This is a genomic window from Shewanella youngdeokensis (assembly GCF_033180165.1).
Taxonomy (GTDB): Bacteria; Pseudomonadota; Gammaproteobacteria; order Enterobacterales; family Shewanellaceae; genus Shewanella; species Shewanella youngdeokensis.
Genome location: NZ_CP136522.1, coordinates 3,629,445 through 3,651,000 on the forward strand (window position 1 = coordinate 3,629,445; position 21,556 = coordinate 3,651,000).

The window sequence follows — 21,556 nt, forward strand, 5'->3', positions numbered from 1 at the left end:
ACTGACTGTTCTGCTAGCGGTTTATACGTACTAACATTTTGCAATGTCTTTAAGTAAGTTTTCGCACTGGCTAGCAATACTAAAGTTTGACGCGGCATAATCGTAGGCAACTTGCCCTTTGCTGCTTTTCCAATCTTCTGTGAACGCTGTTTTAATCTCGCCATATAAGGCGTCAACTAGAGCTTCACCTTCGCATTCAGGAATAAGGCTCCCAACTGCTGGCGTAACAAAGTCTCTGGGGCCGCCAGAGTTCACCCCAATAACGGGTGTGCCGCATCCTAAACACTCTATCAACACTAAACCAAAAGGCTCGTTTCTTGATGGATAAACGCCAATATCAGCAACGGTGTTAACGGCTGCAATTAATGGTTGTGGTAGCGGCCCTAAAAAATAGGTTTGCTTTAGCTCTAACTCGTCATAGGCCATTTTATGGTAAAAGGCGATTGCGTCTTTGGGGCCTGAGCCCATAATTAACGTTGCGACATTAAACTCCTGCTCATATTTTTTTGCGGCACGAAGTACAATGTCGAGCCGCTTCCAATCGGCGAATTTGCCACAAAATATCACCACTTTGTCGGCCATTGTATTGATTGCTCCGACGGTGGTTTGACTGACGATGTCAGTCGCTTTAAGCGTAGATAAAAAAGCCGAACGCTCACGCTGTAATTCTGGCGTTGGTTTAAACACCTCACTAGAGTATCCGTTGGGAGAGATCACCAATTTATTTTGGGGGTACTGGTCATAGATCTCGATAAACTTTTCGCGCTGCTCATTTGATATCGCAGCACACAGATCCACTTGGCTATTTGGGCCAAACACCCCCTCGCGCTGCATAAAGCTCAAAAAACGTAATGGATACGCTGGGTCTACCCCCTCTTTTTCATGGGCAAACATCTTTAACGCCGTACCGTGTACAAAGCACACTAGTTTAAATACAGCTCTGCCTTGTGTTCGCCACTTGTTTTTGATGCGGGTCATAATTAACGGGTTTAAAAAACTATGGTGCGCAATGACGGTGCTGATCGTTGAGCCTTCTCGTGCCTCAGCCGCCAGCATGGCCTGCTCGGTTGCAGCCATTAAGTAGTCAATATAGTCGTTGAATACAGTTTCGGTCATAGAGTGAAATCGATAAGAGCTGACCGGCGAGATAGACTCACAAATAGGAATTTCATGATCCAATTTTAAAATTGTTACTAGCGGATCCTGACTCGTTTGGTGTGATGATGGGTACACCGAATAACAAACGGTATCTTTCATGCCGTTATAAACATTATGATGGGATTCATGTAAAATCCCAGAACCGGGAGCAAACTCGCCTTCGCGTTGCCAATTGTTGGTGCCGAGTTGAAAAATGATGTGATTAGACATTTCAAATCCTTTTGTTAAATCAGGTTATTACCCTTAGTTTAACTATAGAACCTATTAGTCAATAAACACGGTTAAAGTGTAAAAAAATGGGTTGAGCTAAACGTTCCCCAAGAACACTCGTCGCTATTGCCAGGAAATAATATCAGTATGAAAATCGCCATAAAGGCCGCCTTGTTATCCGCCATTGTTTGTCCTGGTGCAGGCCACTTTTATTTAAAACGCCAAGCGGTGGGCAAGCTAATTTTTGTCACTGCCATTGCGGCACTAACGTATTTAACTTGGCATGCATATTTTCGAGCGCAGTTAATATCAGAACAGATCCTCAATGGCGAAATCCCGTTGCAACTTAACGCCATTTTAAGTGCTATAACACAAGCGCCTGTGGGCGATGTGGCAACGGGGATAAATGTGGCCAGCGCTGCGTTTATTTTGGCTTGGGGAATTGGTGTTGCAGATGCCTATCGCATTGGCCGACAGCAAGACCATAAACAAGGTTGAATGAAAAGCGATAAACAAAAAAAGGGCTACTCAATGAGTAACCCTTTTTTGTGATAAACGCTCAACAGCTAAAAACTAGACTGACTAGCCGCTAACGTTTTAGAAAAATCATGCTGTGTTGCAGGTCTAATAGCTTGTTGTACTTTTGCTGTAGGGTTGTTCGAAAACTTGTATTCAACCAGTGCTGCTGTCGTTTTTGAAAAATCATGACGACTTGAACTACGTGAAATACTGTTTGATGGCTCAGCGGCCACATTTTGTGAAAAATCATAATCGGCGCGTGCGGCTGCGGTTTTAGAAAAATCCGGACGCTCAGCCATCGCTGATGCAGAAACTAAACTTACAACTAATGACAAGGCTACGCTGGTTAATACTTTCATACACGACTCCAATCTTATTTGCCCATTTTATTAACAATAAGTCTATGTCATATATCGACAACAGAAAACAATAAAACGACAATTAACGCATTTTGATACAATTTACCCACAAAACCTTAAAGCTCATCACAAAACTTCGCAATCACCCGCTATGTTTAGCGCATTTCAATTTTGTTAAAACATAAAATGAATTACCACTGTATGGGTATTAATATGACGGTAGCGTTATACCGATAACAAAAAAGCGCTGAGGTTTACCCCAGCGCTTTGCTGTTACGACTTAATATGACTGACTAAATCGGTGATCCCGGCGGCATGGGCACTGGAGTTATTATTAACTTCAGCTCGGGGTTATCGAGCCCTTTTTCAATACCTTGTTGCAACCATATAAAATGTGCAGCCTCGTAGGCACTGGCTCGTTTAGCTTTACGCTTTAACTGCTTAACCGTGTAATCGAGTCGCCCAGCTAGCTGTGCTTTAACTTCTGCGCTGGTGCCTTGATGGTGGTAAGCTTGCAGTAACACGTCCACCATGACTGCGTTAACGCGCATCCACACGCCCAATTGTGGGCCTGTTGGTATATCGGCAAAAACGGTACTCGCAAGCACTTTATCTGTCACATTAACCACCGACCATTGCTCTTTATCGTTCAAATAAGCTTGGTTTACGCGGTTAAGTCGCTGCGGCACAAATATCGTTGATAGCGTATGACGGCTTAATACCTCAGCCATTGCGAGCGGGTCGGCAACCACGCCAACACCGGAATGAAAACTTTCGCGAGTCGGTTGATAATTACCAGCCTTAGGCACCAGCTTCTCTTGCAGTGACTCTGAAATAGCCAGCTCGCTGGGCGCTAACGTTAACAATAACGCTTGCAATGCTTGCTGTTGCAACGCAGGAGCCAGATAGTGCCATGTTTTGCCTTCAACGCCGTCACCATAGTAATAGTCCGTACCACCGATAAACTTAGCGGCGGCAGTGATTTGAAATCGAGTGAGTAGGTAAACAGGCACAAAGGCGTCACTTAACTCACCTTGCGGCTGCTCAGCTAGCAGGGCATTGGCGTTAAAGTCTTTTATCGCTTTAGCGCGTACTGCACTTAAGCGGGTTAACTCTGCGACGGGATCACTACCGTTATCCCATAAACTGGCGTAGGCATGACTCGCGCTATCGCCCCTTGAATCTGCCTCTCCAATATATCTCAACCCTTTACGGGCCACATCAGTTCGCATATCGGCTAAGGTGGTTAACTCTTGTTCCTGTGCTGAAAACTGGCTGTAACCGTAAGCAACCGTGTATTTGTCCCAGGCACCAATACCTTCGCTATAGGGCGCTGCAATATCAATATTACTGCCATTTATGGTTACCATTGGATGCGGATAATCCATGACCGAAGCATGGTTGTTACTTGACGCGGCAAAGTTATGATCCAACCCTAAAGTATGTCCAACCTCGTGCGCGGCAAGCTGTCTTATTCTGGCAAGAGACAATGCCATGGCAGCGTCATCTGCAGCGGCTCGGTCTTCCCAACCCGCGGTGAGTCCACGTGCAATGAGATGATCTTGCCTAACTCGTTGGCTGCCTAAAGTGACGTGCCCTTTAATGATTTCACCTGAGCGTGGGTCGGTAACTGACGCACCATAAGACCAGCCTCTTGTGGCACGATGTACCCATTGGATCACGTTGTAACGCACATCTTGTGGGTCAGCGTCTTCGGGTAATAATTCCACTTTAAAGCCATTAATAAAACCTGCAGCGCTAAAGGCTTCTTCCCACCAGCTTGCTCCCTCAAGCAAGGCTGAGCGGATAGGTTCGGGTACGCCAGGATCTAAATAATAGGTGATAGGTTTAACCACCTGACTCGGCGCCGCGCCGGGGGTAGTTTTTTCTAAGCGATGACGAAGTAAAAAACGCTGGCGAATATCTTGGTCAACTGCGGTGCCATAATCAAGGTATTCATTAGACAGGTAACCGCTCATTGGGTGGTAGCTGCGCGCTTGATATTGGGTGTCTGGTAACGCAATGAAAGAGTAACGTAAGCGCACAGACAAATGCTGCGCATCTGGGGTTACTTGGGCGACATAATCACCTGCGGTTGCAGCGTTAAAGGTTAGCAGTACATCTACATCGCTATTACGTTCAAATGACTTTACCCCTTCAGGTAAAATCAGCGATTTTTCTTTATCTAGCTTATATTCGCCTTGTTCAGTCTCGGCTAATACTTGGCTAATGCCGTGCAGGTCGTTCACCACCAGCTCGTTAATGGCCACAATATTGCGTTTGCCATCGAGCACTTTACCGCGCCATAAGACCGATTCAGCAAAGGCTTCTTTAACAGCTCTTTGCTCGGCGGCGTTGTCGGTACTGGCGCGAAAGTCAGTATTAAGCTGCTTTAAAATAAGGTGGGGACCATGGCGCTCAAATTGTACCATTCGAGTTTGGCCTAACTGACCTCGGTCGAGCCCAATGTCATTAGACCCAACGCCATGCGGCAAGCTGGTTAATAATAGAAACGGCTGATTGAGCTTGTTGGCTTCAATATACAATTCACCCGACGAAGCGGCGTAAAACAGATTAATGAAACCTTCAGCTGTTTGACTAATTTTAATAATACTTTCACTGTCGGTAGCAGCATAAGTACCGGTCAATGGCATTGTGGCTAATGCAAGTGCCAACACAAGCTTGTGGGGTTTCATGCTCTCTCCTTGAACTTAATCAATCGCGATTGATGCAATACAATCGTCTTTATTGTTATTAGCTTAATTAATAGGCTTGCACTATAGCAAGGCTAACTTAATCGTCGCCCGATAAACTGTCAGCAAAGATGATCCGCACCTTATGATTTACGGCCACATTCACCAATCCAATGACTCAAGGTATCAAATAGCTCGTTAAGTACAATAGGTTTGGTGATATGGGCATTCATTCCGGCAGATAAACTCTTTTCTCTATCGCCCGACATAGCATGCGCGGTCATTGCAATAACCGGTAGCACCTCTGCTGAGTATTGCTTACGCAACTCTCTGGTGGCGGTCAGTCCGTCCATCACTGGCATTTGTATGTCCATCAGTACAGCGTCGTATTGGTTAGCGTTAATCATGTCGAGCGCAATTTGACCATTTTCTGCCACATCAACAGTATAACCAGCGCTTTTAAGTAGTTCGGTTGCCACCTGCTGGTTAATAAAATTATCCTCAACTAACAACACATAACCGGCGATATCCTCAGTGGCTGCTTCATTCTCTTCGGGGAGCTTAGCCAAACTTGGCGTATCGGAGAACGCCGAGATGATTTCGTCAAACAATGACGACGCTTTAAACGGCTTTTGCAACAGAGCGTGCACATTAGCTTGCTCAATATTTTTATGCATTGGTTCAGCGGCATAAGCGGTCATCATGATAATCACCGGACGCTTAGCTAGCGTGCCGTCAGCCACCATAGCGTCAATTCTGGCAATCACCTCTATACCGTCCATTTCTGGCATCATCCAATCAAGCAAGATAAGGTCAACGGGGTTCTGGCTAAGCTTATATAACCCTTCTGGCCCACTGGCTGCCGTTTCCACCGAAAAGTGAAAATCGCGCATGACACTAGAATAAATTTGTAATGCTGTGGGGTTATCATCGATAACCAAGGTCTTTAAGTTACCTAAGGTTTCAGGCACCACTAGCGGCAACACTTCGGCCTCTTCGGCAATTTCAAAACTAATAGTAAAGCTAAAGGTGCTGCCGACACCTATTTCACTTTCAACCTGCATTGTTCCACCCATCATCGACACTAGGTGTTTGCTTATTGATAACCCTAACCCGGTACCACCATATTTACGTGTGGTCGAGCCATCTGCTTGAGCAAAGGCGTCAAACAAGATCGCTTGCTGTTCTTTGCTGATCCCTATACCTGTATCGCGCACCCAGAATTTCAGCGTAATACGATGATCGCGCTCTCCGACATCTTCACAACCGAGCTCAATCTCGCCCGACTTGGTAAACTTAACGGCGTTAGACAACATGTTAATGAGTACCTGCCCAAGACGCAGTGGGTCGCCTTCTAAAATCAACCCAGCAGTAACCGGCGCATAAAGCAGTAGCTCTACGCCCTGCTCTTGCGCTTTAAGCGCGTTCATATCAAGCGCATGTTCGAGTACTTGGTCGAGCGGGAACGCCACTTTTTCAAGCTCCAACTTGCCGGCCTCGATTTTAGAGAAATCGAGAATATCGTTAATAATGCGCAGTAATGAATGCGCAGAAAAACCGGCTTTTTCGAGGTAATCTTTTTGTTGTGCCGTGAGCGATGTGCGCTGCGCCAGCTGCAACATACCAATAATCGCATTCATTGGCGTGCGGATTTCATGGCTCATGTTCGCCAAGAATTCACTCTTGTATAGGTTAGCCATTTCAGCATCTTGCTTAGCCTCGAGCATGGCAACTTCGTTACGTTTATGGCGAGTGATATCTTTATGAGTACCGACCATACGTTTAGGTTGGTTAGTTGATGTAAACTCAACCACTCGCCCACGAGATAACACCCAATGGTATTCACCATTTTTGGCCAACATTCTAAATTCTATATCGAACGCCCCTGTTGGGTCGTTCAGGTATTCATTACGATATTCTTGTACTCGAATACGGTCATCCGGATGTACCAATTCATCAATTGTTGAGACTAATGCCGGAAACTCATCACTTTTATAGCCCAGCATTGAGTAGTAAGCAGGATTACAAATAATTTGTTCTGAATCTAAATACCAATCCCAGAGACCATCTTCTACGGCGTCCATAGCAAGATGGTAACGCTCTTCCGACAAACGTAACTGCTCGGCAGATTCGTATTCCCGCGTAACATCGCGCCATACAGCAATCAAACCTAACAGCTCATCGCGGCGGTTATAGAATGGAATTTTAAGCGTGTCGAGTAACACTTGCTTACCCGCCAGTTCGACTTTTTCTTGATAGCGTATGGGCTCACGACTGGTCAGTACGCGAGTGTCTTCAGCGCGAATGCGATCAGCTTGCTCTTTAGGGATCAACGCATCAGAAAACTGGCCTACGATCTCATTTTCAGTGTAACCGAGCATGCGTTCGGCGGACTTATTACACCCAAGATAACGCCCTTCTTTGTCTTTAAATGCAATAGCTTCGGGGATCGAGTCGAGCAATGAGCGCAATAACGCATATTCTTGTTCTCGGCGCTCTGTAGTCTCTTTAAGCCGCTCAGTACGCTGGGCAACGAGCTTATCAAGTCGCCGATTTTGCTCAGCTAAATGCCGGGTATATTGTTTATTTTCTTCAAAAATTCGACTCACCAGCTGAAACCAAGGGCCCCAACCTTCGGTAATTTTCTCTGGTGGTTTAATCGGATCCGCCGAACACTCTTCTAGATGTGTTAGCAAGCGGGTCGCGGGATTGACGAATGAGCGACGCGTTTGCCAATGCACCAGTGTGACCAAAATCGATAGCGCTATCACAACCAGCACAAACGACAGCTCTAGTTTTTCCCAAGGTTCTTGAAATAAATCATCAACATCTTGCAAATACAGCAAACGCCAAGGTGCATTGTTGAGCGCGACCGAGTGAATGTAATAACCGTTGCGAATAATTCCATCGTGGGCGTCAAACAATTCTGACTCGGCGATCGAGTGCAGCTCTGACGGGATCTTCTGGCTAATATGGTAAACCCGATTAAATTCAGGGGTGTCGATGTCGCTGTGAGACAAAATATTGTTTTCTTGATCCAGCAAAATTACCGTACCAGGCATTTTAAAGTAGAGCCGGATCTGACGAGCTAATGACGACAGGGTCATATCAAGATTGATTGAGCCAATAAACTCGTCTTGAAGATAAATGGGCACACCAAGAGTGGTCAGCAAGCCATGCTCTGTTGGTTCCACATATGCTGGGCTCCAGGCAATACTGCGCTGCGGGTTCATTGCTGGAGTGACCAACTGAAATTGCTTTTTATTAAGCAATTCATCGCGAAAACGTTGCTCGTCCGACGGCCACGGGTAGTAAGACATAATTCGACGTTTCGAGATGTAATAAATTGAAGATGCTTTTGGCGCAGCTTGAGTCGCTACTGGAAATGACAATGACAGCTCAAACAGCATTTCAAGCTCTTGATAAAACTTGTCGCTACGCCCATCAAGAGAACCCGCACCGGTGATACGCCCCATGTTGGTAAAAGGCTCACCACTTTGCACATAGTTAGGTTCTAGCGTGAAATACTGGCCACTTTCGTTAAACTTTTCATATTGAGGTAAACGGTCTTTACGTACTAATTCGCCCAGCTTTAGGTGGTCAATAGCCACATTGCGTAAACTTTTAACGGCTCGAATGCTCGACTCAAGCAGCAGATCGATTTGAAGTACATGACGTTCAACTAAATCTTCTCGCTGTTCTACCACTTGCGTTTTTTGGCGCTCGTAAATAATCCAAGCGGTGGCAAGGGCCATAATAATGACCCCAATGTATGTGTAAAAAACAGCTTTACTATAATTTTTTTGTATCGGTGACTTTAGCTGAGGAGCCGGATCAGTCGGTTTCATTTACAACCCTTGGTAATACTTATTCGAAATGCATAATCGTTAGTGCCAATACCTAAAAAAATTTATCTTGGCATGCGACCAATAGTATCAGGAAGATAGCTTATTGGAATACTCAATATTAGCCTAAAACATAGCGATTAAGCTGACAAAACAGCTGAAAATATTCAACTTATTAAAGTTTATATTTGTTCTCACTTAAAATTCATCAAATGCTGAGGTGTTGGCGTTTTTTATGGCAAAAAAATTTGGCTAATTGCCTGCCAAAATTGGGGGCTTTAAACGCCAATCTACTGCACATACCCACGCTCTGACCTTTAACTCATATCAGCTATGCAAGCTTACATACCAATTCGCTTTGGTAGGCTTTGCCGCATAAAAGCAACAATATTAGTACTGTAGTGCGATTGAGTGACCAGTGTAGAAAAATACTCAGCCAAAACTGGCTAGATTATGGACTATTACCAACAGAATTAAGCTAATATTAGTGGGTACAATGTCAAAATGTGTGGGATTGGTATAACATACGCGCCCCTTGTGATTCACCCTGTAAATGAGAGTTTTTAAATGCCGTTTTCCTTAGGTCAACGTTGGATAAGTGATACCGAATCAGAATTAGGTTTGGGTACCGTTGTGGGTATGGAAGGCCGTATGGTCACAGTACTTTTTTCAGCAACTGGCGAAAATAGACTTTTTTCACGTTCAGAAGCCCCACTAACACGTGTTATCTTCAACCCTGGCGATAAAGTAGAGAGCCACGACGATTGGAGCCTTACCGTCACCGAGGTAGAAGAAAAAGATAACCTTATAATTTACCACGGCACTCATAACACCACTGGCGAGCAAGTCAGCTTGCGAGAAACCCTGCTGAATCACAACATTCGCTTTAATAAGCCACAAGATCGCCTTTTTGCTGGTCAAATTGATCGCATGGACCGTTTTGGAGTGCGCTATAAATCTCAATTATTGAGAAACAAACTAGCCACCTCTGACCTATTGGGCTTACAAGGACCTCGGGTTGGATTGATCCCACATCAACAATGGATAGCTCACGAAGTCGGCCAGCGTTTTGCCCCCCGTGTATTATTAGCCGATGAAGTTGGCTTAGGTAAAACCATTGAAGCGGGTTTAATTATTCATCAACAATTGTTGACTGGCCGCGCAGAACGTATTTTAGTCATTGTGCCTGACACGCTTCGTCATCAGTGGTTAGTTGAAATGCTTCGCCGCTTTAATTTGCGTTTTTCAGTGTTTGATGAAGACCGTTGCGTTGAGGCTTATGCCGACAACGATAACCCTTTCTACACTGAGCAATTAGTCATTTGTTCACTAGAACTTTTACGCAAGAAAAAACGTTTAGAACAAGCGTTAGATGCCGACTGGGACCTAATGGTTGTAGATGAAGCGCATCATCTTGAGTGGTCAGAAGACGCACCAAGCCGTGCCTATAAAGTGGTTGAAGCATTAAGTGAAGTCGTACCTGGCGTACTATTACTAACGGCAACACCGGATCAATTAGGCCACCAAAGCCACTTTGCGCGCCTGCGCTTGCTCGATCCCGATCGTTTTTATGATTACCCCTCTTTCTTAAAAGAAGAAGAAAGCTATAAAGATGTTGCGATTGCTGCAGATGCGCTAGCCAGTGGCGAGTCGCTGTCAGATGAGTCGATAACCAGCCTAACTGAACTGTTATCTGAAAAAGATATCAGTAGCAGTATCAGCCTAATACAAGACACTAACGCAGCCGATGACAGCCGCCATCAAGCTCGTGATGAGCTATTACAAGAATTACTCGACCGTCACGGTACAGGCCGCGTGCTTTACCGTAACAGTCGCGCCTCGGTAAAAGGGTTCCCGACCCGTAATTTACACGTTCACCCGCAAACAATGCCGGAGCAGTATGTTACCGCTTCACGTGTTAGCGCAATGATGAACAAGCACTTAGACACTAACGCAAAAGTGAGACAAGTTTTGAGCCCTGAAAAAATCTACCAAGATTTTGACAGTGGCAGCGCCAGTTGGTGGAAGTTTGATCCACGAGTTGATTGGTTGATTGACTTCCTCAAGACAAATCGCAGCAAAAAAGTGCTAATTATTGCCAGCCAAGCCGAAACCGCGTTGAGCTTAGAAGAAGCCTTGCGTACCCGAGAAGGTATTCAAGCGACGGTATTCCACGAAGGCATGTCGATTATCGAACGCGATAAAGCGGGCGCCTACTTTGCACAAGAAACCGGTGGTGCCCAGGCATTGATCTGTAGCGAAATCGGCTCTGAAGGTCGTAACTTCCAGTTTGCTAGCAATTTAGTGCTATTTGATTTACCGCTAAACCCTGACTTACTTGAGCAACGTATTGGTCGTCTAGACCGTATTGGCCAGAAAAATGACGTGGAAATCCACCTTCCATACCTTGCAAATACTGCTCAAGAACGCTTAATGCAGTGGTACCATCAAGGACTTAATGCCTTTGAATGCACCTGTCCGAGTGGCCACATTCTATTTAATGAATTTTCAGCTGAGCTGCTTGAAGTCTTAGTCGATACCGATGCAACTGCGCTTGAAACACTTCTTGAAAACACGAAAACACGTTACCAAGAGCTTAAAGAGGCGATGGAGCAAGGCCGCGATAAACTACTTGAGATTAACTCTCATGGTGGTGAACGTGCCAATAAATTAGTGGCCAGCCTTGCTGCCCGCGATGAAGACACGCACTTAATTGGCTCGGTTATTCGCTTGTGGGATATTATAGGTGTTGAGCAAGAAGACAGCGGCGAGAACGCCATTGTACTGCGCCCAACTGAACACATGATGTTCCCGACTTACCCTGGGCTACCGGAAGACGGTATTACAGTAACCTTCGACCGTGACGTAGCATTGTCGCGCGACGATATTGCGTTAATTACTCAGGAACATCCATTAGTTCAAACCGGCTTAGACTTAATCACCTCTTCAGAAACCGGCACCACCAGCGTTGCAGTTCTGAAGAATAAAGCGTTACCCGCAGGGACGATTTTCTTAGAGCTAATTTACATGGCTGATGCGTCGGCACCAAAATCGAGCCAGCTATACCGATACCTGCCACCAACACCGGTGCGGATCTTGCTCGACAAGAATGGGAACAACCTGTCTGAAAACGTAACTTACGAAAGCTTTGACAGACAGTTAAGCGCGGTAAACCGTCACATAGCAAGTAAGTTAGTTGCAGCGTCACAAGCTGTTTTGCATCCGTTATTTGCCAAAGGCGAAGCCTTTGCTAACGAAGAGCTTAAATTACTGACTGAAAGCGCACGAGCAAAAATGACCCAGCAATTATCAGGTGAGCTTGAACGACTAAAATCACTAAAAGCGGTTAACCCTAACATTCGTGAAGAAGAGCTGACCCACTTAAGCGACCAAATGAGCGAGCTTAACCGTTACCTAGATGGCAGCTTATTACAGCTCGATTCTGTACGCTTGGTGTTAGTTAGCCACGCATAAATAGAAACGCCATACAAAAATAGATAGCCCTGCTTAATCAGCAGGGCTTTTTTGTATTTACGGCATGCTCATCGCGACACTGTTAGGGCAACACCATAGTCGGGTTAGTTTTATACTGTAGTAATCATGTACTATGTACTAAGTTATCAATTGTGGTGTTGTTCAGCACAATTTATCAGAGCAATTATCTGTATTAAGGTTATATTTACGCATGTCTCAGCATCAGTTCAACACCTATTTTAGCCTGCCTAGGTGCCTTTGGTTTCTGCCTTTTGCATTGATATGTTTTACGGCTAATGCCGCCGAGTTCAACTTAAATCATGTCACCGAAAAAGAGATTAACTACCTCAGCATTGATGATAAACAATACCCCGTTTTATTAAGATCTTGGCAAGGTAAGAAAAAACTCGGGTTGGCGATTATTGTGCCGGCATTAGGACAAAGCCCTGATGCTGCAGGCTTTAATGCCTATTTACGCCGCCAGTTAAACAACGCTGGTTGGGCAACACTATCGATTACCCCACCACTAAAAACCGCTTACCCGAACCACGTTACCCAACCTGAAGATGTAGCTAAGGCCGGCACACAGCAAATGAGTCAGCAAGCTGACCAAGCAATGCCAATATATAACGCCGAGCAATTAGCGCTAAATACAGAGCAACAACAAAGTTTTTTAACCAATAGCCTGTCACAACTCGATGAGCTAGGACAACCGTATCAAGGTAAGCGGATTCTGATCTGCAGTGGAGACAGTGCGGGACACATTATTGAGCTACTCAGAAGCAGTAAGCTACCGGTGCCAGACATACTTGTCGTGATTAACCCTTATCGCAACAACCCCAGTAATAACAAAATTCTGCCATCACAACTGGCCGAAATTACAGTTCCAGTGTTAGATATTCAATCAGAAGATGGTACTGCCGCATCAAAAAGCACGCAACAACGTCGATTTGAGCTGTCGCCACAAAATGCGCCACTGCGTTATCATCAGCAAAAGATGTCGCTCGACCTTCAGCACCAAACAGGCTGGAGTAATGGTAAAAAGGTCATTGAAGGGTTTGCACTACGCATCAATAAAGCCTACCCGAATAGGTAGGCTTTAGCAGAGCGAAACAAGAAAAGTTAGTCTTTACTAAGTTTAAGTGACCAAGCAATTAAGACCACGGTTATCCCCATGTAGAGTAGCTCTATGCTCGTTGCGGGCTTCATTTCTGCAAAAAACGAAAACACCTTGATGATAAGCATCATCAATATCACTTTACCCAATTTACTTTTGAGTGAGTCGATACTGGTAATGATTAAGATTTTATCGCCCGGCTCACTTTGACTTGCTTCATTCAAATTACTAATAAACAACTCATATAAACCAAAAGCAAAAATAATCAGCACTGAGCCCAGTAAAAACGTATCCAAAATCTCAATAACAACCATAACTAACTCGTTACGAATACCATGACTGCCAGTCAATACATATTCCCAGACTAGTTGCACCATATGGAAAACATCTTTCAATCCCATAGCAAAAACAGCAAATGCACCTAGAATACAAGACAGCACACCGACCATAACCGACAGCCTACTACCCCATAAAAACCGTTCAAAAAGCTCACGCACAATCAAGTTTTCCAATAATGTTATTAATAGCAAAAGTGTAAAAGAAGCCTCTCAATCCCTCAGATAAAAGATAGCCACTTGTGACACAAGTCACTAATATACCGCCTCCCTTCCTTCTACCAACCAGACTGTCTCTCTTGATAATTTTTTTGCGGGTCTTTAGATTGCCTTATCGCTGCAATAATTCGGTTTTTGCCCGCTAATAATCGCACTTGGTAAAATGACTCACGTCGTAATAATTGCCTAATGGATACAGTCCAGCTTTTTTGAATACTCTGCTTTATTGCCGCATTGGCATCGGGAGAGGTTTGCGCTAAACGAAGAGCCAACGTTGTTGCGGCCGCCATAGGGTCTTCTTCAACTGCGGTAAGCAAATTATGAGATAACGCCACTGGCGCTGTTAATACGTCTGCAGTCATGGTTAACAACAGCGCCTGATCTTTTGGCATCAACTCTCTTAAACCAACAAACCCTGCCATATCGGGCACTAAGCCCCAACGCGCCTCCATAATAGAAAGCTTACAATCGGGGGCGGCGATCCTAAAATCAGCACCTAACGCTATTTGCATGCCACCGCCATAGCAAACACCTTCTAGCACCGCGATAACCGGCACCGGCAATCGACGCCAACCAATAGACACTCGCTGCGCTAAATTGGCACTACCTGGAAACCACTTAAACAGCAATTTAACTGCATCAAATGGTGATTTACTGACACTCTTTACATCCAGCCCTGAACAGAAGCTGCGCCCCTCACCAAATAATATAACGGCACGCAACGCTTTATCTTTTTTTAGCTGCTTAATACACGCATCAATCTGCTTAAAAAACTCATAGTTTAATGCGTTGTACTTGTCTGGGCGATTAAGCGACACGTAAGCTATATTGTTTTCCTTTCTCACGCAGACTAAATTCTTGCCCATTATTAAATCCTTTTTTATATTCTGCTGGTCAGTCCAGATAATTAAGTTAACACATTTGGTGCATTTCGTTAATACCTGTAACATGTAGGGATATTTTGACAATCGCCAAAAAAATGTCGATTAATACCTTTTAATTAGGGCATGATAGCGATATAAAAATAGAACGTTAAAATTTAAAAGCCTTTTTTATTAGTGGAATAGCAAACAAATTGAATTGCAACTACGTTATAGCTGTTGCAAACTATTAGTCGCTTTAATGAACATATATAGTACTTTAGTCTATGTTATTAATGTTTTAATGCTGAGTTTTCACGATATTAACCAAGACTGATTTAAGACATAAGCACTAGGAAATAAGAAGAATAATGCCAATCTCTGTACTCATATGTGATGACTCTGCACTTGCTCGCAAGCAAATGGCTCGTACACTTCCAAAAGAGTGGAACATTGAACTCACTTATGCCACCAACGGTGCAGAAGGAATGAAAGCGATCCGCCAAGGTAAAGGTGAAGTCGTTTTTCTAGATTTAAATATGCCCGTTATGGATGGCTATGAAGTTCTTGAGGCTATCCAAAAAGAAGACTTACCCGCGCTGGTGATTGTGGTGTCAGGTGATATCCAGGTCAAAGCATATGAGCGAGTCAAAGAGCTAGGCGCATTAGACTTCATCAGTAAGCCGGTAAGCGCCGATACAATTAGCCAAATTTTACAAGAGTACGGCATACTCGAGCTCGCTGCGGGTTACAGCAAAACCCCAGAGCCAATGATTAAAGTCGATTTACGTGACGCTTGCCAAGAAGTCGCAAACGTTGCAATGGGCCGCGCGGCCGACTTACTGTCTAAGTTATTAAATGTTTTTGTGTTATTGCCTATACCTAACGTCAATGTGCTTGAAGTTAGCGAGCTGACAATGACCCTTAAAGCAACTGAAGAAAGCGGGACCGTGTCAGCGCTATGCCAAGGTTTTATTGGTGCCGGCATTGCTGGCGAAGCATTATTGCTGTTTCATGACTCGTCTTTTCAAGATATGGCAAAGCTAATGAAGCTGGAAAATCCTGAAGATGAAACCACTGAATTAGAAGTGATGATCGACACAGGTAACGTACTTATCGGCGCCTTTTTAAATGGCATTTCCGAGCAGCTCCACATGACATTCAGCCAAGGGCACCCTGTCGTACTAGGACGGCACTGCACCGCTGACAACCTCATCAATGAAAATGCCGATAAGTGGAAACGTACGTTAGCAATGGAAATTAACTACCGTATTAAAGACCACAACATCCAATGTGATTTATTGCTGCTATTCACTGAAGACTCTTTGCCTACGCTTAACCATAAGCTTGGCTATTTGCTCGATTAAACGGAACATAAGATGGCAGACGACCAAAACACAATGAACGAATTACACTGGCTGATTGATATGGTGCAAACCATTGAAGTTGGTTTAGTTGTGATTGATAGGGATTTTACTATCCAACTGTGGAATGGCTTTATGGAAAACCACAGTGGCGTCTCGCCTAACTCAATTAAAGGCAAAAATCTATTTGAGCAGTTTGACTACTTACCACAGCAGTGGCTCAAACATAAAATGCAATCTGTGTTCATGCTAAAAAACCGAGCTTTTATCAGCTGGGAGCAACGACCATTCATTTTTCAATTTAAAAATTATCGCCCAATTACTGGCCGCGCTGATTTTATGTACCAAAACGTCACCATTTTACCGCTAACGTCGTTAACCGGAGAGATCACCCACTTAAGCATGATTGTTTATGATGTCACGGACATCGCTATCAATAAATTACAGCTTAAGGCCGTCAATGAAAGTTTAGAGGTACTAAGTCAGGTAGATGGTTTAACGCAATTATTTAACCGTCGGCATTGGCAGTTAAGTTTACAAAAAGAGTTTGACCGAAATAGACGCTACGGTAATGACACCACTCTGGTCATGCTTGATATTGATAAATTTAAAAATATTAATGACACTTATGGCCATTTAGCCGGTGATAAAGTGATCCAAAAGATCTCGCAATTAATCCAAAAGTCATTACGTGAAACTGACTGCGCTGGTCGATATGGTGGTGAAGAGTTTGGCGTGGTATTAGCAAACACACCTGCGGCAAATGCCCTCTTTTTTGCAGAGCGATTACGTAAAAAGGTCGAGCAATCAGAAATACATTTCGAAGATGAAATTATCAAAGTAACCATTAGTATTGGAATTTGCGAAATTAAACCTGACATAACTAGTAGCGAAATGTGGCTATCATTTGCTGACCAAGCTTTGTATAAAGCCAAAGAATCAGGCAGAAACTCCTGCATTACTCATCAGCACGACTAATAAGTAGCGCTGTAAATATTAAAAAAGCCCATCAATGATGGGCTTTTTTAGTTAATCAGTGGCGGTAAAAGCGAGCGCTTTAATCCAACTCATCTTCTTCGTCATCACGGACTTCTTCACCATCTTCATCGATAAAGTAGGTGCCCCATCCGTCATAATCAATTTTTTGCTTAGCCGCTAATTGGATCAGTTTTTCACAAGCGCTATCAAGCAAGTCAACTTCAAGCGGGTGTGACGCAACAGCATCAAAACAAAAGATAACCGCGCCGTCTTCGAGTTCCATCTCTTCAGCATCATTCACTTCAAAACCAAGCTTAAAAGCCTCTACAGCGGCTTTTTCTAAGCGATCAAAATTTGTCGACGAGAAATGGTGCTCAATGGTGTAATCAGCATCCGCTAGTGAACCGTCTGCAAGTATTGCGCTAACAATCTCGCGGCTCTCTTCTTTCTGTTCGTTTAACAGGCGTTCAATAGACATCAGTTGCTCCTCAAAAATTTCGCGAAGATTATACCGCTTTAGCCATTAATGCAGAAGCTTCTTGATTCAACAAAACCAACTTTTCAGCCATCAAGCTATGGATTTGGGCTGATAGCGCTTTGACTTGCGTTTTATCAACGCCTTTGGTCTCTATCGGTTCCATGATTTCAACAATCACAACTCCGTTGTTCCAGCGATTTAATTTGATGTGACTTTGGTTCGATGCTAACACCGGCACCATTGGAACACCCGCTGCGACTGCAGTGTAAAAAGCCCCTGCTTTAAAAGGCAGTAAACCTCTACCGCGTGAACGGGTTCCTTCCGGAAATATCCATACTGATAAGCATCGCTCTTTAATTTTTTTGGCCGTAGCAGCCATGGTATCAAATGCCTTGGTACGGTTTTTCCGATCAATCAGGATATTACCTGACAACCAGTATATTTGACCAAAAAATGGGATCCACGCTAGGCTTTTTTTACCTAAACTCACCGTACCTTTAGGGACAACTGCAGTATGCGTAAACATATCAAAATTGTTTTGGTGGTTGGCTAAAAACACGCAAGGCTGGTCGCCTTTGGCTTGTGCATTACGGGCAATAATTTTAATACCCAATACCGGTGCCGCCCAAGAGAATATTTTGGCGAACATATGCACATTATCACGGTGACGTGGGCGAACAATACAAGCTAACCCACCAATTACAAAAGCTAAAATGAGCATGATGGATAAAATCAAACACCTAAGGATCAACAGCACTACAATCTCCCACGATTAAATTGGCGCCAGTATATCCAGCAAGGACTAACGACTCAATGTTTAGTTTACACATGTAGCCTGAAATTTACTCACGTGCAAAATACCTAAACCATTTTGCCTGACAAGCCTTCCAATAAGCACATACGCTTTAATGCCGCGCATTCTACCCTATAGCGAGTTAGTTCAAGGTCTGACCTCAGCGCAATAACGGTAACTGATATCGGCTTTTAACAACCAAAATGAACCGAAAAACAATAGCACTGATGGCAAGTGTGGCGACAATTGCCGCACCGCTAGGCAAATCAAACTTAGCCGAGAGGAGCAAACCAGCTACATAACCCACCAGCCCAACAGTATAGGCCCAACACAGTTTAAATCGGCCACGATAATGATTAACCGCCAACGCCGGTAATATTAATGAGCTAAACACTAAATATACCCCAACAAGCTCAACGGATAAGGTGATGACGATGGCAAATATTAAGTAAAAGCCACGGCGAGCAAGAATATGTGGCTTAATCGCCAACACAATAAGTATCGCTGCATAAATAACAGCCGGTAATGCTAGTTGACTCCAGCTGACCCACAAAATTTGCCCCGACATTAGCTGCTTAAGCATTTCAGCCCCATGAGGGTCATTCGATAACAGCAACATCGCAGCCACCGCAGCTAATACATAAAAGCAACCAATAATGGCTTCCAGCTCATCGGCCATACGCTTAGATAACCACGCAATAAAGCTCGCACCGCTAATAGCAAATAGCGCTGGCATCCACACGTTAGCAAACGGCATTGCCTCAATATATTGATTAAGGTGCGCGACAATTGCGCCCAAAGCTGCAACTTGTGCGATCGCCAGATCGATAAAAATAATCCCACGTTTTAGCACTTGTTGACCCATAACAACATGGGTCGACAACACCAATATACCAGCCACTAATGCAGGCAGTAGAATGGATAAAAGATCCAGATCAAACATTGGTATGCACTCAGATTAAAGGTTATAAAATTAACGGATTAATGCGCTAGCGAATATGGTCAAACACGTCCGCTAGCGCAGTATTAAAGCGCTACTTTGCCGCCAGCAAAATGTCTATCACGCTGTCATACAAGCTAAACAGGCTTTCGCTTTGTGCATTACCGCCCACAGACATAGGCAGCACTAACACCGGCAGGTCTGCGCGTTCAGCTAACCAGCTAGCCCCGCGTTCACTTTGGTATGAGGCTATCGTAATTGCCAATATGTCATCTTGCTGAGTACGCTTAAGTAGACTGGCTAAGTGCGCGCTACTTGGTGGGATCCCCGGTTTGGGTTCAAGATCGGCTACTTGCTCAATGCCCAGCCACTTAAACAAGTACTGAAAACTGGAGTGGTAACCAATCACCTTTTTACCCTGAAGTGGCTTTGCCTTTTGCTCCCATAGCGTTATGGCTTGATTCCAGCGCTGACTAAAATGAGCAAGATTAGCCTGATACTGCACTTTAGAGTCTGGATCAATTTGGCTTAGCTTAACCGTTAACGCCTGCGCGACGCCAAGCAAACGCTGCGGATCAAAATGCAAATGCGGGTTTCCTTTGGCGTGCACATCTCCCATAGAGCGATCAACAGATGCCATTTGCCCTAAAGTTTCAATGTGTTCAGCAGCAAAAAATAAACCTTTATCTGTTGAGCGCACCTTGGCATTGGCCGACTTCATTTGCAACATTGGCAACCAACCTATTTCAAGGTCGGCTCCAGCACAAACCGCAAGATCGGCTTGACGCATTTTAGCGATTAAACTGGGACGCGCCTGCACTTGATGCGGGTCTTGCATCGCGGTCGTTGCCGAATAGATCTTGGCCTCAGGTGCAAGCTCTTTTACAAGTGCGCCGTACTCAGGCTCACAGGCAAATATGTTCAACTGCGCCTGAGCGTGACTCATAAAACCCAGCGAAACCGCTAAAGTCAGTGCTTTTAACACCGTCGATTGAATAGATTTAGAATTGATGCGCACTATGGGCCCCCAAAGTCATCACATATTGCAATGTGATCACGTTATCGTCTTCAAATCCATCAAAGTTAGTACCTTGCTGGTTAGTGTATTGCAGGCGTACTGTAGAAAAATGGCTATGGTGCCACGCTAAACTAACTTCGGTCTCTTTCAATTGCTGTTCGTCAAAATGATCATCATGCATCGATAACGCATCAACTTGGCCATAACGCAAACCGGCAGACCAATGCGGCGATAACTGATAAACGCCGCTAACATACCAACCTTGCTGGTAGTCGTTAGACTCATGATGATCATCATGGTCTTCATGCTCTTCGTGGTCTTCTTCTAAAGGTTCAAAGTCAGTGACTCTGAAATATTCACCACTAAGGGTTAAGTGTTGATATTTGTAATTACCGTTCGGCGCCCACTTATAAACAAAGTCAGCTACATAGGTATTTTCACCTGTGTACTGGGCACTGTGCACATGTTCATCTGACAGCACTTCAAGCTCATCCTCATGCTCGTGCTCTTCTGCCGTTAATCGGCCATTCTCATTACGCAGGTAACTTAACCCCGCCTGCCAAGAACCATTTACCCCAGCATCACCACCAATTTTAGTAAACGCAGTATAAACACCGATAGGCTCATATTCGCGCTCACCATGCTCATCGGTGGCACGCATATCGTCCCCTTTAAAAGCTTCAGCGCCCATCGTCCAGTACAAATCAGTTGGGGCAACATAGCTTAAGCGTAAGCCATCATCGAAATAGTGACTACCTAAAAAAGCGCGATAAGCAGCGGGGCGTTCAGAAAATGAATCTGTGTGAACATGCTGATTATTAAGGTAACCAATATCAGATAAGAAACGGCCCGCCCGCATTGACAATCCATAGGGCATCGCCAATGTTTGAATAAATGCCTCTTCAAGCCCTAATTCAGTTTCACCATCATGCATCTCGATCATCGCGGTTAATTTACCAAAGAACATGTCATCAATATTGGCGCTCATTGCCAATTCAGTATGGCCCAAACCAAAGCCCTCGACACGCTCAGCCATTGGTCGTTCAGTGTTTTGGTAATAGCCATCTAATACTGCACTTATGGATGGGTTCGTTAAGCTAGAATCTTGCGCATAAGCGTTAACAGACAGGATGGCGCATGCAGCAGCTACGCCAGTAAGGCGCATAGTTGAAATAATCATTTTTTTCTCCGAAATA

General features: G+C 44.4%; 16 protein-coding genes. 5 read left to right on the forward strand and 11 right to left on the reverse strand.

The window, feature by feature from the left end; all coding sequences use genetic code 11:
- Positions 1–30: 30 nt before the first annotated feature.
- Positions 31–1,368, reverse strand: coding sequence for a glycosyltransferase family 4 protein (locus tag RGE70_RS15690; RefSeq protein ID WP_310472376.1), 1,338 nt, complete (start codon positions 1,366–1,368; stop codon positions 31–33).
- A gap of 147 nt (positions 1,369–1,515) precedes the next feature.
- On the opposite strand from RGE70_RS15690, the gene RGE70_RS15695 reads away from it, so the two are divergent.
- On the forward strand, positions 1,516–1,866 hold the full coding sequence (locus RGE70_RS15695) for a DUF6677 family protein (protein WP_310472377.1): 351 nt from the start codon (positions 1,516–1,518) through the stop codon (positions 1,864–1,866).
- A 68-nt stretch (positions 1,867–1,934) separates the two neighbouring features.
- On the opposite strand, the gene RGE70_RS15700 is transcribed toward RGE70_RS15695, so the two are convergent.
- The 3 genes from RGE70_RS15700 to RGE70_RS15710 form a co-directional block, all read right to left on the reverse strand.
- Complete coding sequence (locus RGE70_RS15700; RefSeq protein ID WP_310472378.1) at positions 1,935–2,246, reverse strand: hypothetical protein; 312 nt, start codon at positions 2,244–2,246, stop codon at positions 1,935–1,937.
- Between the two features lie 293 nt (positions 2,247–2,539).
- A complete protein-coding gene (locus RGE70_RS15705) occupies positions 2,540–4,942 on the reverse strand; it encodes a zinc-dependent metalloprotease (RefSeq protein WP_310472379.1) in 2,403 nt (800 codons plus the stop codon).
- A gap of 140 nt (positions 4,943–5,082) precedes the next feature.
- A complete protein-coding gene (locus RGE70_RS15710) occupies positions 5,083–8,787 on the reverse strand; it encodes a response regulator (protein WP_310472380.1) in 3,705 nt (1,234 codons plus the stop codon).
- 564 nt (positions 8,788–9,351) lie between these two features.
- Between RGE70_RS15710 and rapA the strand changes: the two genes are divergently transcribed.
- Together rapA and RGE70_RS15720 are read left to right on the forward strand one after the other, a co-directional pair.
- Positions 9,352–12,258, forward strand: a complete 2,907-nt coding sequence (gene rapA / locus RGE70_RS15715; RefSeq protein WP_310472381.1) for an RNA polymerase-associated protein RapA — start codon at positions 9,352–9,354, stop codon at positions 12,256–12,258.
- 211 nt (positions 12,259–12,469) lie between these two features.
- Positions 12,470–13,354, forward strand: a complete 885-nt coding sequence (locus tag RGE70_RS15720; RefSeq protein WP_310472382.1) for a DUF3530 family protein — start codon at positions 12,470–12,472, stop codon at positions 13,352–13,354.
- Positions 13,355–13,380: 26 nt separating this feature from the next.
- On the opposite strand, the gene RGE70_RS15725 is transcribed toward RGE70_RS15720, so the two are convergent.
- Both RGE70_RS15725 and RGE70_RS15730 read right to left on the reverse strand, forming a co-directional pair.
- Positions 13,381–13,872 carry a YqhA family protein gene (locus tag RGE70_RS15725; protein WP_310472383.1) on the reverse strand — a complete coding sequence of 164 codons (492 nt, stop codon included), beginning with the start codon at positions 13,870–13,872 and terminating at the stop codon, positions 13,381–13,383.
- A gap of 116 nt (positions 13,873–13,988) precedes the next feature.
- A complete protein-coding gene (locus RGE70_RS15730) occupies positions 13,989–14,795 on the reverse strand; it encodes a crotonase/enoyl-CoA hydratase family protein (protein ID WP_310472384.1) in 807 nt (268 codons plus the stop codon).
- 365 nt (positions 14,796–15,160) lie between these two features.
- Between RGE70_RS15730 and RGE70_RS15735 the strand changes: the two genes are divergently transcribed.
- Positions 15,161–16,156, forward strand: a complete 996-nt coding sequence (locus RGE70_RS15735; RefSeq protein ID WP_310472385.1) for a response regulator — start codon at positions 15,161–15,163, stop codon at positions 16,154–16,156.
- A 12-nt stretch (positions 16,157–16,168) separates the two neighbouring features.
- A complete protein-coding gene (locus RGE70_RS15740; protein WP_310472386.1) occupies positions 16,169–17,131 on the forward strand; it encodes a sensor domain-containing diguanylate cyclase in 963 nt (320 codons plus the stop codon).
- A 79-nt stretch (positions 17,132–17,210) separates the two neighbouring features.
- Here the strand turns inward: RGE70_RS15740 and rraB are convergent, their stop codons facing one another.
- From rraB to RGE70_RS15765, 5 genes are all read right to left on the reverse strand, one after another.
- Positions 17,211–17,609 (reverse strand): ribonuclease E inhibitor RraB, encoded by a 399-nt coding sequence (gene rraB / locus RGE70_RS15745; RefSeq protein WP_310472387.1) that lies wholly within the window; start codon positions 17,607–17,609, stop codon positions 17,211–17,213.
- 28 nt (positions 17,610–17,637) lie between these two features.
- Entirely contained in the window at positions 17,638–18,366 is a 729-nt protein-coding gene (locus RGE70_RS15750) for a 1-acylglycerol-3-phosphate O-acyltransferase (RefSeq protein ID WP_310472388.1), read from the reverse strand.
- Positions 18,367–18,562: 196 nt separating this feature from the next.
- Positions 18,563–19,345, reverse strand: coding sequence for a metal ABC transporter permease (locus RGE70_RS15755; protein ID WP_310472389.1), 783 nt, complete (start codon positions 19,343–19,345; stop codon positions 18,563–18,565).
- Positions 19,346–19,436: 91 nt separating this feature from the next.
- Positions 19,437–20,288 (reverse strand): metal ABC transporter solute-binding protein, Zn/Mn family, encoded by an 852-nt coding sequence (locus RGE70_RS15760; protein WP_310473000.1) that lies wholly within the window; start codon positions 20,286–20,288, stop codon positions 19,437–19,439.
- Between the two features lie 55 nt (positions 20,289–20,343).
- A complete protein-coding gene (locus RGE70_RS15765; RefSeq protein ID WP_310472390.1) occupies positions 20,344–21,540 on the reverse strand; it encodes a hypothetical protein in 1,197 nt (398 codons plus the stop codon).
- Positions 21,541–21,556 lie beyond the last annotated feature (16 nt).

Coding starts and splice junctions, on each gene's coding strand:
- RGE70_RS15690 (WP_310472376.1), bottom strand. CDS start 1,368: ATGTCTAATCACATCATTTTTCAACTCGGCACCAACAATTGGCAACGC.
- RGE70_RS15695 (WP_310472377.1), top strand. CDS start 1,516: ATGAAAATCGCCATAAAGGCCGCCTTGTTATCCGCCATTGTTTGTCCT.
- RGE70_RS15700 (WP_310472378.1), bottom strand. CDS start 2,246: ATGAAAGTATTAACCAGCGTAGCCTTGTCATTAGTTGTAAGTTTAGTT.
- RGE70_RS15705 (WP_310472379.1), bottom strand. CDS start 4,942: ATGAAACCCCACAAGCTTGTGTTGGCACTTGCATTAGCCACAATGCCA.
- RGE70_RS15710 (WP_310472380.1), bottom strand. CDS start 8,787: ATGAAACCGACTGATCCGGCTCCTCAGCTAAAGTCACCGATACAAAAA.
- rapA (WP_310472381.1), top strand. CDS start 9,352: ATGCCGTTTTCCTTAGGTCAACGTTGGATAAGTGATACCGAATCAGAA.
- RGE70_RS15720 (WP_310472382.1), top strand. CDS start 12,470: ATGTCTCAGCATCAGTTCAACACCTATTTTAGCCTGCCTAGGTGCCTT.
- RGE70_RS15730 (WP_310472384.1), bottom strand. CDS start 14,795: ATGGGCAAGAATTTAGTCTGCGTGAGAAAGGAAAACAATATAGCTTAC.
- RGE70_RS15735 (WP_310472385.1), top strand. CDS start 15,161: ATGCCAATCTCTGTACTCATATGTGATGACTCTGCACTTGCTCGCAAG.
- RGE70_RS15740 (WP_310472386.1), top strand. CDS start 16,169: ATGGCAGACGACCAAAACACAATGAACGAATTACACTGGCTGATTGAT.
- rraB (WP_310472387.1), bottom strand. CDS start 17,609: ATGTCTATTGAACGCCTGTTAAACGAACAGAAAGAAGAGAGCCGCGAG.
- RGE70_RS15755 (WP_310472389.1), bottom strand. CDS start 19,345: ATGTTTGATCTGGATCTTTTATCCATTCTACTGCCTGCATTAGTGGCT.
- RGE70_RS15760 (WP_310473000.1), bottom strand. CDS start 20,288: ATGAGTCACGCTCAGGCGCAGTTGAACATATTTGCCTGTGAGCCTGAG.
- RGE70_RS15765 (WP_310472390.1), bottom strand. CDS start 21,540: ATGATTATTTCAACTATGCGCCTTACTGGCGTAGCTGCTGCATGCGCC.